Origin of the sequence: Candidatus Pseudomonas phytovorans (assembly GCA_029202525.1) — a bacterium.
In the GTDB taxonomy this organism is placed as follows: domain Bacteria; phylum Pseudomonadota; class Gammaproteobacteria; order Pseudomonadales; family Pseudomonadaceae; genus Aquipseudomonas; species Aquipseudomonas phytovorans.
Genome location: CP119325.1, coordinates 1,015,227 through 1,030,589 on the forward strand (window position 1 = coordinate 1,015,227; position 15,363 = coordinate 1,030,589).

Genomic DNA, 15,363 nt, shown 5'->3' on the forward strand with positions numbered 1-15,363 from the left:
GCCCTTGGGCAGCGATACTGGCCGCCCATTTGCGTATGCCGAAGTGAGCGTGATGTTGAAGCGATTGACCGTTGTTCTGCTGGCAGTACTGGCCTTGAGTGGTTGCGATCGTGTCGACCCGAACTCGCCGCTGGGCAAGCGCAAGGTGATCTTCAAGGACATGCTCAAGAGCAGCGAAGACCTGGGCGGCATGCTGCGTGGCCGGTTGCCGTTCGACGGCGTCAAGTTTGCCGACGGTGCGCTGAAGCTGGACAACCTCTCGCACCAGCCCTGGCAGCATTTTCCGCAGGTACGCGATGGCGGTGACAGCGCTGCGCGCGCAGAGGTATGGGAGCGCCAGGCGCGTTTTCATGACCTGGCCCGGCAGCTGGAAAACGTCACGGGCGAACTGGTAGATGCCAGCCGCAGCCAGCCGCTTGACGTTGCGCAGTTGAGAGCGCCGATGGACAAGGTCGAAGCGGCGTGCAAGGCGTGCCATACCGAGTTTCGTAATCATTGAATGACCGCGCTAGCGGGACGGATGCGTTAGCGATCCAGATCGTCCACGGCTTCCTGCAGTTCTTTGCGCGACTCGGCCAGCTTGTCCTTGCGCTTGTTGATCTTCTCGGAATCGCCTTTTTTCTCGGCCTTTTTCAAGTCTTTTTCCCGTTGCGCCACTTCGTGACGTGCGTCGAGCACCTTTTGCTCACGCTCTTTGCGCAGGCTCGCATCGGTGCAGTTGTCCACACCGCGCAGTGCTTCTTCCAGCCCTGCTACCTGGTCGTTGTTGCCGTGGTCACGGGCAATTTTCAACTGGTTCTCGATGGCACTGCGCTTGGCGGCGCAACCGGTCAGGCCGGCGTCCGGCTGGGCAGCCTGCACGGCGCCTGTAGCAAAACCAAGGGTGGCAAGCAGCAAAAAGGTCGAAATACGTTTCATGAAAAGCCTCCTGGACGGGGCGGGGCAGCAAAAAAGTAGGGTGAAATCCTGCCTTGGTTTTGTCCATTTAGAAACCCTTGTCAGGGTTTTCCGATTGAAACTCGGGGTTTCCTTACAGGTAAATTGGTAAAAAATCATTGCTTAGTGCTTTGAAAGCCATCAATGCCTGCATTGGCCAGCTGCGTTGCAATGGTCTTGACCTCGTGGGCAGCAAAAAAATGGGCCAGTTGTTGCGCCCGCTTTTCGCCGATACCGGGTAAAGCCTGCCACTCGACAGATGTGTGCGCTGCCAGGTCCTGCCAGTCGCCTGGCACCTGCAAGCCTTTCGGCGTAGGGGCGCCAAGTGCTCTCAGCCATTGAGAGAAAGGCCGTGTGCGGCCTTCGTCAAAACTGTGGCGTAGCTCTACGGCCGTCGTCTCGCTGATGCCTGTTACCTCGCTCAGGCGCTGGGCATCCAGCTGCAGCCAGTCGGTCATTGACGTTACCAGGCCAGCGCCGACCAGCCGGCGCCAGGTGCCGGGCCCGGTGCGCGGCAGTGCCAGCCCCTGTTTGCCACTGAGCCAGGTGAGGCGGGCAATGAACTGTTCTTCGCAGCCTGCGCTGGCCTGCCAGCAACTGTGAGCGTGATGCTGTTCGGGCGCCGGCGCGGTGACCGGCAGGCGTTCGACGCTGCGGTGCACCACCTGCTCCAGGCGCGGGATGGTCAGCCCGGCAAGGCTGACGGCCACTTGGTCACCGGGGCGGATGTCGAGGCTGTGCCAGCGCGCCAGCGAACCCAGGCTTACCTGAGTGATCCGCCGGTCATCGAGGGTGACCGGCAGCAAGTGCACCACCGGTGTGACCCGGCCAGTGCGGCCGACCCGAAAGCGCACGTCGCGAACTTCAGCCAAGGCTTGCACGAAGGGGTATTTCCAGGCCGCGATCCAGTACGGCGCCCTGGCCTGCCAGCGCTCGGCGGGTGGCCGGGCCCCTTGGCGCAGGATTACGCCGTCGCTGGCGAAGGGCAGGGGGGAGCGGTACCAATGCTCACGCCAGTGGGCAGCATCCTCCAGGGTGTCGATGGCAATGCTGTAGTGCTGGCTATCCGGGAAACCCAGTTGAGCCAGTTGTGCGAGGCGGTCGGCTTGTTGCCCGGGACCCTGCGGCCAGCCCCACACGAACAGGCCGATGGTGTTCCCTTGCCCGGCGGTCAGTTGCTTGCGTGCGAGCAGCCCGGCCACGGTGCCGCGAGCGTTGGCGCTGCCTGCCTGGGCTTGCACATGTTGATTCTGACGCAGGTAAAGCTCACCCTGCAGTTGAAGGTCGATTGCCTGAGGCAACCGTCGGGTTATGGTGCCGAGCTGGGGGATGTGTCGGCTCCAGTCGTGGCCTTGCACGCCGTCTCCACGGCTTATCAGTTGTACCAGTTGGCCTTGTCGATAGATCAGGGAAACAGCAACGCCATCGACCTTGGGTTGTACCCATATTCCCGTTTTGCCGGCCATCCACTGCTGCGCCGCCTGGCGATCGCGCAGCTTTTCGACACCGGTGTGCGGTACCGGGTGGGTGAGCGGGCCGCCAGCGTTGGCCAAAGGGGACGGGCTGGCCGCGAGGCCAAAGCACTGCTGAAGGTGCCCCAGACGCTGACGGCTCTGGTCGTAGAGTTCATCGGCCACCAGTGCGGTGCCCAGGCGATGGTACTGGTCATCCCAGCGGGCAAGCGTGGCCCGCAGTTGTGCGACTTCGCCATCGACCTGCTCTGGCGTCCAGCCGGGGCACTGTCCGGCCCAGGCCAATGGAGCCTGCAGCAACAGCAGCAGCGTGAACAGCAGGGGGTAACGCATGGCCAGCATCCTTGCGTGGCGGGTGGGAACCCCAGCCTAGGCGGGTTCACAGGCGCTTGCCGCTGCGCGATTGTCAGCCGATATGTCACAAAAAAGCCCCTGCCGATCACTCGGCAGGGGCTTTCGTCCAGCGCTGTAGGAAACTTACAGGCCGGCAGCGTCACGCAGCGACTGGGCGCGGTCGGTGCGTTCCCAGGTGAAGGTGGTGAAGGTGTCGTCGCCGACAGTCTTCTGCTGTGGCTCACGGCCGAAGTGACCGTAGGCGGCAGTTTCCTGATACATCGGGTGCAGCAGGTCGAGCATGGTGGTGATGGCGTACGGACGCAGGTCGAAGCACTCGCGCACCAGCTGGATGATCTTGTCGTCGGAAATCTTGCCGGTACCGAAGGTGTTGATCGAGATGGAGGTCGGCTGGGCCACGCCAATGGCGTACGACACCTGGATCTCGCAGCGCTCGGCCAGGCCGGCAGCAACGATGTTCTTGGCTACGTAGCGGCCGGCATAGGCGGCGGAACGGTCGACCTTGGACGGGTCCTTGCCGGAGAACGCACCACCACCGTGGCGGGCCATGCCGCCGTAGGAGTCGACGATGATCTTGCGGCCGGTCAGGCCACAGTCACCCACCGGGCCACCGATGATGAAGTTGCCGGTCGGGTTGATGTGGTACTGGGTGCCTTTGTGCAGCAGTTCGGCAGGCAGGGTGTGCTTGACGATCAGCTCCATCACGGCTTCTTGCAGGTCTTTCTGCGAAACTTCCGGGTTGTGCTGGGTCGACAGGACGATCGCGTCGATGCCTACCACCTTGCCGTTCTCGTAACGGCAGGTGACCTGCGATTTCGCATCCGGGCGCAGCCACGGCAGCAGGCCGGACTTTCGCGCTTCGGCCTGGCGCTCGACCAGACGGTGCGAGAAGCAGATCGGGGCCGGCATCAGTACTTCGGTTTCGTTGCTGGCGTAGCCGAACATCAGGCCTTGGTCACCCGCGCCCTGATCTTCCGGCTTGGAACGGTCCACGCCCTGGGCGATGTCCACCGACTGTTTGCCGATGATGTTCATCACGGCGCAGGTGGCACCGTCGAAGCCGACGTCGGAGCTGTTGTAGCCGATGTCGATGATGACCTTGCGCACCAGGTCTTCCAGGTCGACCCAGGCCGAGGTGGTGACTTCGCCGGCGATGATGGCGACACCGGTCTTGACCAGGGTTTCGCACGCTACGCGGGCGTATTTGTCCTGGGCGATGATGGCATCAAGGACGGCGTCCGAAATCTGGTCGGCGATCTTGTCCGGATGCCCTTCGGACACGGACTCGGAGGTGAAAAGGGAGTATTCGCTCATCTCGAAGGTTCCTGAAAATTACCGATGGTGTATGTCGCCAGCCGTCCGCTGGAAATGGCGGACCTGGATCTGGAAACCGTTACGCAAGCCTACGTACAGGCTGTCCCCGTGGGCCAGCCCGGCAGCGTTGGCCCAGCGGGCCAGGTCGTCCTGTTCAAAGCCAAGCCAAAGGTCGCCGCAGGCTTCGCGCGCCCACCCCTGGTCATGGCTGCACAATTCGGTGACCAGCAGGCTGCCGCCTGCCTTCACACGTTTGGCCAGTTGGCGCAAGGCCAAGGCCGGATCGCTGAAATGGTGCAGCACCATGTTCAGCACAACGCAGTCGGCGGCCACATCCGTTGCATCCAGTGCATCGGCCAACTGCAGGTTCACGTTGTCGAGCCCTTCGCGCTGGCACACCTGGCGCGCCAGTTCGAGCATGGTCGGGCTGTTGTCCAGCGCAGTCACCTGGGCGAAGCGCCTGGCCAGGTCGGGAAGGAAACCACCGTCGCCAGGGCCGACCTCCAGCACACTGGCGGCGGGGTCGAAATGCAGTTTGTCGAGCAGCGCCAACAGGCTTTCGCGGTACTGCGGCAGGCCGGCGATCAGGTCTTGCTGGGCGCGAAACTTCTCTTCCACGCGCAGGAAAAAGTCCTGGCTGGTGGCCGCGCGGCGCTGCTGTACCTGGGCGATCCGCGCCTGTACGTCTGGCGGCAGGGTCAGGTCATCGACCTCTTCGAGCAGCGCCGCATGCAGCCGGCCACCCAGGCGCAGGCTGTCGGGCAGGGCGCGGCGATAGAAGATGGCGTTGCCTTCGCGGCGGGTGGCTACCAGCTCGGCCTGGGCCAGCACCTTCAGGTGATGGCTCATGCCCGATTGCCCGACGTCGAAGATCTGCGCCAGCTCCAGTACGCCGAACGAATCGTTGGCCAGTGCGCGCAATACGTTCAGGCGCAACTCGTCGCCACTGGCCTTGCACAGGGCAGCCAATGTTTCGCGTTGCTCGGGGATCGATTGCGCACGGAGATTCATGGGGCGGCAGTCTAGACAGGCATCGATGCCCTAGCAAGGCCAATATCAAAAAGTTTTGATATTGGGTGATGGGCGGAACGCTTAACCCGGTTTTGCAGGGTATTGAATGCCATTTACAGGAAAATCCCCTGACTGCGACCATACGTCATTGCCCCAAACCCCCCAGTGGGCGAAAATGGCCGCCTTTTTTCGTAACACTATCTATTCAAACCCCCAGGAGATCAGCGATGCCCAGCCGTCGTGAACGTGCCAACGCCATTCGTGCCCTCAGCATGGATGCCGTGCAAAAGGCCAACAGCGGCCATCCAGGTGCCCCCATGGGCATGGCGGATATCGCCGAAGTGCTTTGGCGCGACTATCTGAAGCACAACCCGAGCAACCCGAGTTTCGCCGACCGTGACCGCTTCGTGCTGTCCAACGGCCACGGCTCGATGCTGATCTACTCGCTGCTGCACCTGACCGGCTACGACGTCACCATCGATGACCTCAAATCGTTCCGCCAGCTGCACAGCCGCACCCCGGGCCACCCGGAGTTCGGCTACACCCCGGGTGTCGAAACCACCACCGGCCCGTTGGGCCAAGGCCTGGCCAACGCTGTGGGCTTTGCCCTGGCCGAAAAAGTGCTGGGCGCCCAGTTCAACCGTGAAGGCCACAACGTCGTCGACCACAACACTTACGTGTTCCTGGGCGACGGCTGCATGATGGAAGGCATTTCCCACGAAGTCGCCTCGCTGGCCGGCACCTTGGGCCTGAACAAGCTGGTTGCCTTCTATGACGACAACGGCATTTCCATCGACGGTGAAGTGGAAGGCTGGTTCACCGACGACACGCCGAAGCGTTTCGAGTCCTACAACTGGCTGGTGATCCGCAACGTCAATGGCCACGACGCCGACGAAATCCGTACCGCCATCGAGACTGCCCGCAAGAGCGACCGCCCGACCCTGATCTGCTGCAAGACCATCATCGGTTTCGGCTCGCCAAACAAGCAGGGCAAGGAAGACTGCCACGGCGCTCCGCTGGGCAACGACGAAATCGCCCTGGCCCGCAAGGAACTGAACTGGAACCACGGTCCGTTCGAAGTCCCGGCCGACATCTACGCCGAGTGGGATGCCAAGCAAGCCGGTGCCAAGGCCGAAGCCGAGTGGAACAAGCGTTTCGACGCCTACGCCGCTGCCTTCCCGGAACTGGCCAGCGAGCTCAAGCGCCGCCTGAACGGTGAGCTGCCAGCCGACTTCGCGGAAAAAGCCGCTGCCTACATTGCCGAAGTCGCGGCCAAAGGCGAGACCATTGCCAGCCGCAAGGCCAGCCAGAACACCCTGAACGCCTTCGGCCCGCTGCTGCCGGAACTGCTGGGCGGCTCGGCCGACCTGGCCGGCTCCAACCTGACCCTGTGGAAAGGTTGCAAGGGCGTCAGCCATGAAGATGCCAATGGCAACTACATGTACTACGGCGTGCGCGAGTTCGGCATGACCGCGATCATGAACGGCGTTGCCCTGCACGGTGGCCTGGTGCCGTACGGCGCGACCTTCCTGATGTTCATGGAATACGCCCGCAACGCCGTGCGCATGTCTGCACTGATGAAGCAGCGCGTGATCCACGTCTACACCCACGACTCCATCGGCCTGGGCGAAGACGGCCCGACCCACCAGCCGATCGAGCAGCTGGCCAGCCTGCGCTGCACGCCGAACCTGGACACCTGGCGCCCGGCCGACGCCGTGGAATCCGCCGTGTCCTGGAAGCACGCCCTGGAGCGCAAGGACGGCCCATCGGCGCTGATCTTCTCGCGTCAGAACCTGCAGCATCAGGTGCGCAGCGATGCGCAGATCGCCGACATCGCCCGTGGCGGGTACGTGCTGAAGGACTGTGCTGGCGAGCCTGAGCTGATCCTGATCGCCACCGGTTCCGAAGTGGGCCTGGCCGTTCAGGCCTTCGACAAACTGACCGAGCAAGGCCGCAAGGTGCGTGTCGTGTCGATGCCGAGCACCAGCGTGTTCGACGCTCAGGACGCTGCCTACAAGCAGTCCGTACTGCCACTGGAAGTGGGCGCGCGCATCGCCATCGAAGCTGCCCACGCCGACTTCTGGTACAAGTACGTCGGCCTGGAAGGTCGTATCATCGGCATGACCACCTACGGTGAGTCGGCGCCAGCTCCGGCACTGTTCGAAGAGTTTGGTTTCACCCTGGAGAACATCCTGGGTACTGCCGAAGAGCTGCTGGAAGACTGATGTAAAAATGGAGGGCAGTGACGCCCTCCAGGTCGTGCAAGGGGAGGGCTTTGCCCTCCATCGCGATGCAAGGCCGCTCCCACAGGTACCGCGCAACCTCGATGTTGTCGCGGCACCTGTGGGAGCGGCCTTGTGTCGCGATGGGCCGCAACGCGGCCCCAATAGCCATCATGCGTTAGCGAGCCCCTGATGCCCCAAGATCGTCCCTACAAAGTTGCACTCAACGGTTATGGCCGTATCGGCCGCTGTGTCCTGCGCGCGCTGTTCGAGCGGGGGGCGAAGGCCGGTTTCGAGATCGTCGCGCTGAACGACCTGGCCGATCAGGCCAGCCTTGAGTACCTGACACGCTTCGACTCCACCCACGGGCGTTTCCCCGGTGAGGTGAAGGTCGACGGCGACTGTCTGCATATCAATGGCGACTGCGTGAAGGTAATGCGCAGTGCCACCCCCGAAGGCATCGACTGGGCGGCGCTGGACATCGACCTGGTGCTGGAATGCACCGGCGCCTACAACACCCGTGCCGACGGCCAGCGCTTCCTCGATGCTGGCGCACCACGTGTGCTGTTCTCGCAACCCATGGCCAGCGAGGCTGACGTCGATGCCACGGTAGTCTACGGGATCAACCAGGCCTGCCTGACCGGCAGCGAGCGCCTGGTGTCCAACGCATCGTGTACCACCAACTGCGGTGTGCCGCTGCTGCGTGTGCTGGATCAGGCATTCGGCATCGAATACGTGCAGATCACCACCATCCACTCGGCGATGAACGACCAGCCGGTGATCGACGCCTATCACCACGAAGACCTGCGCCGCACACGTTCGGCCTTCCAGTCGGTGATCCCGGTGTCCACGGGCCTGGCACGTGGTATCGAGCGCTTGCTGCCGGAACTTGCCGGGCGAATCCAGGCCAAAGCGGTACGTGTACCGACCGTCAACGTCTCGTGCCTGGACATCACCCTGCAAACCGCCCGCGACACCAGTGCGGCCGAGGTCAACCGGGTGTTGCGCGAGGCCGCGCTGGAAGGCCCGCTGAAAGGCTTGCTGGCCTACACCGAGCTGCCCCACGCCAGCTGTGATTTCAACCATGACCCGCATTCGGCGATCGTCGATGCCAGCCAGACCCGCGTTTCCGGCCCCCGCCTGGTGAACCTGCTGGCCTGGTTCGACAACGAATGGGGTTTTGCCAACCGTATGCTCGACGTTGCCGAACACTTTCTGCACGTCGTTCACCCAACCCGCAACAAACAGCCCTGAAGGACTGCATTCATGACCGTGTTGAAGATGACCGACCTCGACCTGCAAGGTAAGCGCGTACTGATCCGCGAAGACCTCAACGTGCCTGTGAAGGACGGTGTGGTAGCCAGCGACGCGCGTATCCTGGCAGCGCTGCCGACCATCAAGCTGGCCCTGGAGAAGGGCGCGGCGGTAATGGTCTGCTCGCACCTGGGCCGCCCGACCGAAGGCGAGTTCTCGGCCGAGAACAGCCTCAAGCCGGTTGCCGAGTACCTGAGCAAGGCCCTGGGCCGCGATGTGCCGCTGGTTGCCGACTACCTTGACGGTGTCGAAGTACAGGCCGGTGAACTGGTGCTGTTCGAGAACGTGCGCTTCAACAAGGGCGAGAAAAAGAACGCCGACGAGCTGGCGCAGAAGTACGCTGCCCTGTGCGACGTGTTCGTCATGGACGCTTTCGGTACTGCACACCGCGCCGAAGGTTCGACCCATGGCGTGGCCAAGTTCGCCAAGGTCGCTGCTGCCGGCCCGCTGCTGGCAGCCGAGCTGGACGCTCTGGGCAAGGCCCTGAAGGCCCCGGCCAAACCGATGGCGGCCATCGTTGCCGGCTCCAAGGTGTCCACCAAGCTGGACGTGCTGAACAGCCTGAGCACCGTGTGTGACCTGCTGATCGTCGGCGGTGGCATCGCCAACACCTTCCTGGCCGCTGCTGGCCACCCGGTGGGCAAGTCGCTGTACGAGCCTGACCTGGTCGAGACCGCCAAGGCCATCGCCGCCAAGGTCAACGTCCCGCTGCCAGTCGACGTGGTGGTTGCCAAGGAGTTCGCCGAAACTGCCGAAGCCACGGTCAAGGCCATCGCCGACGTTGCCGCTGACGACATGATTCTGGACATCGGCCCGCAAACCGCGGCCAACTTCGCCGAGTTGCTGAAGACGTCCAAGACCATCCTGTGGAATGGCCCGGTAGGCGTGTTCGAGTTCGACCAGTTCGGCAACGGCACCAAGGTACTGGCCAAGGCCATCGCCGACAGCGCAGCATTCTCCATCGCCGGTGGCGGTGACACCCTGGCTGCCATCGACAAATATGGCGTCAGCAAGGAAATCTCCTACATTTCTACCGGTGGCGGTGCTTTCCTCGAGTTCGTCGAGGGCAAGGTCCTGCCAGCGGTGGCAATCCTGGAAGAGCGGGCCAAGGCCTGATGACGTCGGCGCTTGGCAAAGGGAGTGGCCTGATGGTCAAGCAATTGCCTGTGATGATGCTGGCCGGCCTGCTGAGCGCCTGCTCCGGCAGCCCGTCCTCGGATGGCGACCCGGCGCAGCCGCCCAAGGGTGGTTGCTACCAGTCCGAGTGGCAGGCCGAAACCGTGCCGGTCATCAGCAAGCGCGTGGGCCCGGAAGGCCTGGAAAAGTACGACGAAGACCACCAGCGCAAGGCGCCGGGTTGCCCGTGACGCCGGCGTTTCGTCGGGTCAGGCAACCAAGCGACCGCTGTGTGGTCATCTAGAGGATATGTAATGAAAGCGCTTTTGGCCGTAACGGCCCTGGCGACACTGGCAGGATGCTCACTGCTGCAGCCGGCGCAACCCGCCCCGGCAGACAACTGGACCCGCTGGGTCTGCGACACCCAGGCCGAAGTGCTGTGGCGCTTCGCCGATGCACAACGCGACCAGGTCGACGTGCGCCTTGGCGGCGGTGACCAGGTCTACCGACTCAAGTCCGAGCCGGGTGCTTCGGGTGCGCTGTACAGCGATGGCATGCTGGCCTTCCACACCAAGGGCGAAGAAGGCCTGGTGTACTGGGTGGCAACCAACGATCTGATTGGGCGGGGCTGCAAGGCACCGTGACTGGCCGGGCCGCGTGAATGGCCCACACTACTTGAACAGCAACCGCCCCTGCGGCAGGCTTGCACGAAACAAACGACGCTTGTCGGGAGAGAGATACACAATGGCACTCATTAGCATGCGCCAGATGCTGGACCACGCCGCCGAGTTCGGTTACGGCGTACCAGCTTTCAACGTCAACAACCTTGAGCAGATGCGCGCCATCATGGAAGCGGCTGACAAGACCGACTCCCCGGTGATCGTGCAGGCCTCGGCCGGTGCCCGCAAATACGCGGGTGCCCCGTTCCTGCGTCACCTGATCCTGGCTGCCATCGAAGAGTTCCCGCACATCCCGGTGTGCATGCACCAGGACCACGGCACCAGCCCTGACGTCTGCCAGCGCTCGATCCAGCTGGGCTTCAGCTCGGTGATGATGGACGGCTCGCTGGGTGAAGACGGCAAGACCCCGACCGATTACGAGTACAACGTCCGCGTTACCCAGCAGACCGTTGCCCTGGCCCACGCCTGCGGCGTTTCGGTGGAAGGCGAACTGGGCTGCCTGGGTTCGCTGGAAACCGGCATGGCCGGTGAAGAAGACGGCATCGGCGCCGAAGGCGTGCTGGACCACAGCCAGATGCTGACCGACCCGGAAGAAGCTGCGGACTTCGTCAAGAAGACCCAGGTTGACGCCCTGGCGATCGCCATCGGTACCAGCCACGGTGCCTACAAGTTCACCAAGCCACCTACCGGTGACGTGCTGGCCATCGACCGCATCAAGGAAATCCACAAGCGCATCCCCAACACCCACCTGGTGATGCACGGTTCTTCCTCGGTACCGCAAGAGTGGCTGGCGATCATCAACCAGTACGGCGGCGACATCAAAGAGACCTACGGTGTACCGGTCGAAGAGATCGTCGAAGGTATCAAGCACGGCGTGCGCAAGGTCAACATCGACACCGACCTGCGCCTGGCCTCCACCGGTGCCATGCGCCGCCTGATGGCGCAAAACCCGAGCGAGTTCGACCCGCGCAAGTTCTTCGGTGAAACCGTCAAGGCCATGCGTGACGTATGTATCGCCCGTTACGAAGCCTTCGGCACCGCCGGCAATGCCTCGAAGATCAAACCGGTCTCCCTCGAAGGCATGTACCAGCGCTACCTGAAAGGTGAGCTGGCCGCCAAGGTCAACTGATCTACTGGCAATAATGAAGAAGCCCGCAGAAATGCGGGTTTTTTCATTTATGGGTCATACAAACGTGGGCATTTTTTCGGCAGACCGACCGTTAGTCGGCTACCGTACAGGTGAGTCACTGATAGCGTTCTGATTGCATTGCGTGTTGCCAGCTCAGGTCTAGAGTATTAATGGATCCAGATTTATTTTGAAGTCGGTCACATAAATAGAGAAGCAGCATGGATGGCGCTCACCCTCAACCTCAGCCACTGGATGGCAGCTCGGTTCTTCTGGTGGTAGACGATTACCCCGAGAACCTCATCAGCATGCGGGCTTTGCTGGCCCGGCAGGATTGGCAAGTGTTGACGGCAAGCTCGGGGACGGAAGCCTTGAGTGCGTTGCTCGAACACGATGTCGACCTGGTCTTGCTGGATGTACAAATGCCGGAGATGGATGGATTCGAAGTCGCCCGGCTGATGCGTGGTAGTCAGCGCACCCGGCTGACACCGATCATATTCCTCACCGCCAACGAACAGTCCGAAGCCGCCGTGCTCAAAGGCTATGCCAGTGGCGCTGTGGACTACATGTTCAAACCGTTCGACCCGCAAATTCTCAAACCCAAGGTCCAGGCCTTGCTCGACCAGCAGCGCAACCGGCGCATGCTGCAGCGGCTCACGCGCGAGCTGGAGGCGGCCAGGGCGTTCAATGCGTCGATCCTGGAGAACGCTGCCGAGGGCATCCTGGTGGTGGATGCCGAGGGCATCATCAGTTTCGCCAACCCGGCCATTTCGCGCTTGCTGTCGGCCCCGGTGCAGCAGTTGCAGGGCGTGCACCTGCTCGACCTGGTGCAACTGGCCAGTGCCAGCCTCTGGGCTGATTCGGACTTCTACCAGGCTTACCTGGGGCGGCGTATCTTTCGCGTGCATGATGCCCAGTTGCGTACCCTCGGTGGCGAACTGGTGCCGGTAGCGTTGTCCTGCGCACCGTTGCCGGCTGACCAGCAGGCGATGGTGGTCACCGTGCTGGACATGTCGGTGGTGCGCAACCTGCACCAGCAGCTGGAGTATCAGGCCGTGACCGACCCGCTCACCGGGTTGCTCAACCGCCGTGGTTTCTACCAGGCTGCTGAAGGTGCGCTGCTGCGCAACGAGCGCTCGGACAAGGCCCAGGCATTGATGTACATGGACCTGGATGGCTTCAAGCGCATCAACGACTCGTTGGGCCACGACACCGGCGACCGCGTGCTGCGCTGGGTGGGCGAGCAACTGAAGGATTGCCTCGGCAGCGAGGCCTTGCTGGCACGAATGGGGGGCGATGAATTCACAGCGCTGTTCGACAGCCTGCCTTATCCCGAACAGGCAGGGCGCTATGCCGAAAAGTTGCTTGAGCGTATTTCGATCACTCACCAGATCGAGGGGCTGGATGTGTGCCTTGGGGTCAGCATCGGCATCGCTACCTACCCGGACTGCGGGGCCAACGTCGAAGGCCTGCTGCGCGCCGCCGATGCGGCGATGTACGCCGCCAAGCAAGCCGGGCGCCAGCAGTATCGTTTCTACGATCAGGAGCTCAACGGCCGAGCGCGCTCGCGGCTGATGCTTGAAGACAGCGTGCGCGCGGCCATCGAGCAGCAGGACTTCACCCTTGTGTACCAGCCTCAGGTGTCATTCATTGATGGCCGTCTGCGTGGCTTCGAGGCCTTGTTGCGCTGGCAGCATCCCAGCGTCGGCGACGTACCACCGGGGCTGTTTATTCCGTTGCTGGAAGAAGCGCGGCTGATCAACCGCCTGGCCAGCTGGATCTATCGGCAGGGGGCTGCACAGCGCCAAGCCTGGTACGACCGCTTCCCCGCCGACCTTGTGCTCGGCATCAGCCTGAGCCGCGCGCAGTTCGTCATGCCCGGCCTGGTCGAAGAGTTGCAGCGGGTGATCCAGCTTTACCAGCTGGACCCTACGCAGCTGGAGGTGGAAGTCGCGGAAACCTCGCTGATGTACAACATCGATGCGGCCGTCAAACAGATACACCGCTTGCGTGAGTTGGGGGTACGGGTGGCCCTGGACGATTTTGGCGCAGGCGACTGTTCGTTGCGCATGCTGCGTGACTTGCCGATCGACACGTTGAAGCTCGACCGCCACCTGGTGGCGCGCCTGCCCGATTCAGCGGTGGATGCCGCCTTGGTGCGCAGTGTCATCAGCCTGTGCGCCGACTACCGCATCACGGTGATCGCCGAGGGTGTCGAAACCCCGGCCCAGGCGGCGTGGCTCAAGGCCAATGGTTGCGAATATGTGCAGGGCTTCCTGGTGGCGTACCCGATGACCGCGGCGGATGCCAGCGGCTTCCCGGCGATTTTCTCCTGGCCTGGGCCTTGATTGGCTAGAATCGGCACTCGTTACGCCGAATGCAGCGTCATGACCGTATTACGTTACCTGCAAGCCTACCCCCCGCACCTGCAAGAGCAGGTGCGGCAAATGATCGACAGCGACCGCCTGGGCGAGTACCTGCAGCGCCGCTACCCTGACCGCCATGACGTGCAAAGCGACAAGGCGCTGTACGGCTATGCCCAGGACTTGCGCCAGCAATACCTGCGCAGCGCGCCGAACCTGGACAAGGTGCTGTTCGACAACCGTCTCGACCTGACCCATCGGGCCCTGGGCCTGAACACGGCGGTGTCGCGGGTGCAGGGTGGCAAGCTCAAGGCGAAGAAGGAAATCCGCATTGCCTCGCTGTTCAAGGAAGCTGCACCGCAGTTCTTGCGCATGATCGTGGTGCACGAACTGGCGCACCTGCGCGAGCGCGATCACAACAAGGCGTTCTACCAGCTCTGCCAGCACATGGAGCCGGCCTACCACCAACTGGAATTTGACCTGCGCGTCTACCTGACCTATCGGGAGCTGCCGGGCAACTGTTAAGGACCACGCAGCATGGAAGTGAGCAAGACCAAGAGCAGCTTCTACCGCCGGCTGTACGTGGCCTGGCTGATCGATAGCCAGACCGCGACCAGCGTGCCCGCCCTGATGGAGGCCACCGGCATGCCTCGGCGTACGGCCCAGGACACCATCGCCGCGCTGGCCGACCTGGACATCGTCTGCGAGTTCGAACAGCAGGAAGGCGCGCGCAACCATGCCGGGCATTACCGCATTCATGACTGGGGGGCGATCGACAAGCAGTGGATCATCCGCCATCTGCGCCAGATTCGCGAAGTGCTGGGCTATCCCTGAAAACCTGGGGGGCGCTCTGCGGCCTGTGGGAGCGGGCTTGTCCCGCGAACACCGGCAAAGCCGGTGCCATGCACCGCGTCGTCTGCTTCGCGGGGCAGGCCCGCTCCCACAGGGATCGCGGAAATTTCAGCCCTTGCGCATGCCGATATGTGGAATGTCATCCTCAAGATATTGCTCACCCACAGCCACAAACCCATGCCCGGCATAAAACTCCTGCAAATGTGCCTGCGCCGACAGGTAAACAGGCACCCCCGGCCAGCAATGCTCAGCCGCTTCCAGCCCCTTCAGCAGCAAGGTATGCCCAAGCTTCAGCCCGCGCGCTTCAGGTGAGGTCACTACTCGCCCGATCACCACATCCCCGCCCTGTGACTGTGGGTCGAGCAAACGCAAGTAAGCCACCAGCTTGTCTTCCTGCCAGGCCATAAGGTGCAGGGTATCGCCGCTCAGGTCCTGGCCATCGACTTCCTGGTAGGCGCAGCACTGCTCGACCACGAACACTTCTGTACGCAATTGCAGAATGGCGTAGAGCTGATCCTTGCCCAGGTCGGTGTGATGCTTGCAGAGCCAGTCGATGGACATTGGCGCGAACTCCTTGGTTGGGCTGTCGATCTTCGCATGATG

General features: G+C 62.6%; 15 protein-coding genes. 10 read left to right on the top strand and 5 right to left on the bottom strand.

All coding sequences use genetic code 11. The features are described 5' to 3' along the window. Window positions 1-52: 52 nt before the first annotated feature. Entirely contained in the window at window positions 53-499 is a 447-nt protein-coding gene (locus P0Y58_04440; protein WEK31450.1) for a cytochrome c, read from the top strand. A gap of 26 nt (window positions 500-525) precedes the next feature. Here the strand turns inward: P0Y58_04440 and P0Y58_04445 are convergent, their stop codons facing one another. The 4 genes from P0Y58_04445 to P0Y58_04460 all read right to left on the bottom strand — a co-directional run bounded on the left by P0Y58_04445 (window position 526) and on the right by P0Y58_04460 (window position 5,087). Continuing rightward, window positions 526-918, bottom strand: coding sequence for a DUF1090 domain-containing protein (locus P0Y58_04445; protein ID WEK31451.1), 393 nt, complete (start codon window positions 916-918; stop codon window positions 526-528). Between the two features lie 134 nt (window positions 919-1,052). After that, window positions 1,053-2,741: an NAD-dependent DNA ligase LigB gene (gene ligB / locus P0Y58_04450; protein ID WEK31452.1), complete on the bottom strand. Its 1,689-nt coding sequence runs from the start codon at window positions 2,739-2,741 to the stop codon at window positions 1,053-1,055. Window positions 2,742-2,885: 144 nt separating this feature from the next. Further along, window positions 2,886-4,076 carry a methionine adenosyltransferase gene (gene metK / locus P0Y58_04455; protein ID WEK31453.1) on the bottom strand — a complete coding sequence of 397 codons (1,191 nt, stop codon included), beginning with the start codon at window positions 4,074-4,076 and terminating at the stop codon, window positions 2,886-2,888. Window positions 4,077-4,094: 18 nt separating this feature from the next. Further along, the gene (locus tag P0Y58_04460) at window positions 4,095-5,087 is read right to left on the bottom strand and encodes a metalloregulator ArsR/SmtB family transcription factor (protein ID WEK31454.1); all 993 of its coding nucleotides are present in this window, start codon (window positions 5,085-5,087) and stop codon (window positions 4,095-4,097) included. A 227-nt stretch (window positions 5,088-5,314) separates the two neighbouring features. Here P0Y58_04460 and tkt point away from each other — a divergent pair, with 227 nt between their 5' ends. From tkt to P0Y58_04505, 9 genes are all read left to right on the top strand, one after another. Beyond that, the gene (tkt, locus tag P0Y58_04465; GenBank protein WEK31455.1) at window positions 5,315-7,312 is read left to right on the top strand and encodes a transketolase; all 1,998 of its coding nucleotides are present in this window, start codon (window positions 5,315-5,317) and stop codon (window positions 7,310-7,312) included. Window positions 7,313-7,501: 189 nt separating this feature from the next. Then, window positions 7,502-8,563 carry an erythrose-4-phosphate dehydrogenase gene (gene epd, locus P0Y58_04470; protein ID WEK31456.1) on the top strand — a complete coding sequence of 354 codons (1,062 nt, stop codon included), beginning with the start codon at window positions 7,502-7,504 and terminating at the stop codon, window positions 8,561-8,563. A gap of 12 nt (window positions 8,564-8,575) precedes the next feature. After that, complete coding sequence (locus tag P0Y58_04475) at window positions 8,576-9,739, top strand: phosphoglycerate kinase (protein WEK31457.1); 1,164 nt, start codon at window positions 8,576-8,578, stop codon at window positions 9,737-9,739. Next, window positions 9,739-9,990, top strand: a complete 252-nt coding sequence (locus P0Y58_04480; GenBank protein WEK31458.1) for a hypothetical protein — start codon at window positions 9,739-9,741, stop codon at window positions 9,988-9,990. Before P0Y58_04475 ends, P0Y58_04480 begins: the two co-directional genes overlap by 1 nt. Before the next feature lie 63 nt (window positions 9,991-10,053). Further along, on the top strand, window positions 10,054-10,383 hold the full coding sequence (locus P0Y58_04485) for an MliC family protein (protein ID WEK31459.1): 330 nt from the start codon (window positions 10,054-10,056) through the stop codon (window positions 10,381-10,383). A 100-nt stretch (window positions 10,384-10,483) separates the two neighbouring features. Then, window positions 10,484-11,548: a fructose-bisphosphate aldolase class II gene (gene fba, locus P0Y58_04490; GenBank protein ID WEK31460.1), complete on the top strand. Its 1,065-nt coding sequence runs from the start codon at window positions 10,484-10,486 to the stop codon at window positions 11,546-11,548. A gap of 218 nt (window positions 11,549-11,766) precedes the next feature. Further along, a complete protein-coding gene (locus tag P0Y58_04495) occupies window positions 11,767-13,893 on the top strand; it encodes an EAL domain-containing protein (protein WEK31461.1) in 2,127 nt (708 codons plus the stop codon). Window positions 13,894-13,932: 39 nt separating this feature from the next. Further along, window positions 13,933-14,433: a M48 family metallopeptidase gene (locus P0Y58_04500; GenBank protein WEK31462.1), complete on the top strand. Its 501-nt coding sequence runs from the start codon at window positions 13,933-13,935 to the stop codon at window positions 14,431-14,433. A gap of 12 nt (window positions 14,434-14,445) precedes the next feature. Further along, window positions 14,446-14,742 carry a winged helix-turn-helix domain-containing protein gene (locus tag P0Y58_04505; protein WEK31463.1) on the top strand — a complete coding sequence of 99 codons (297 nt, stop codon included), beginning with the start codon at window positions 14,446-14,448 and terminating at the stop codon, window positions 14,740-14,742. Window positions 14,743-14,868: 126 nt separating this feature from the next. On the opposite strand, the gene P0Y58_04510 is transcribed toward P0Y58_04505, so the two are convergent. After that, window positions 14,869-15,321, bottom strand: a complete 453-nt coding sequence (locus P0Y58_04510) for a GNAT family N-acetyltransferase (protein WEK31464.1) — start codon at window positions 15,319-15,321, stop codon at window positions 14,869-14,871. Window positions 15,322-15,363: the final 42 nt, after the last annotated feature.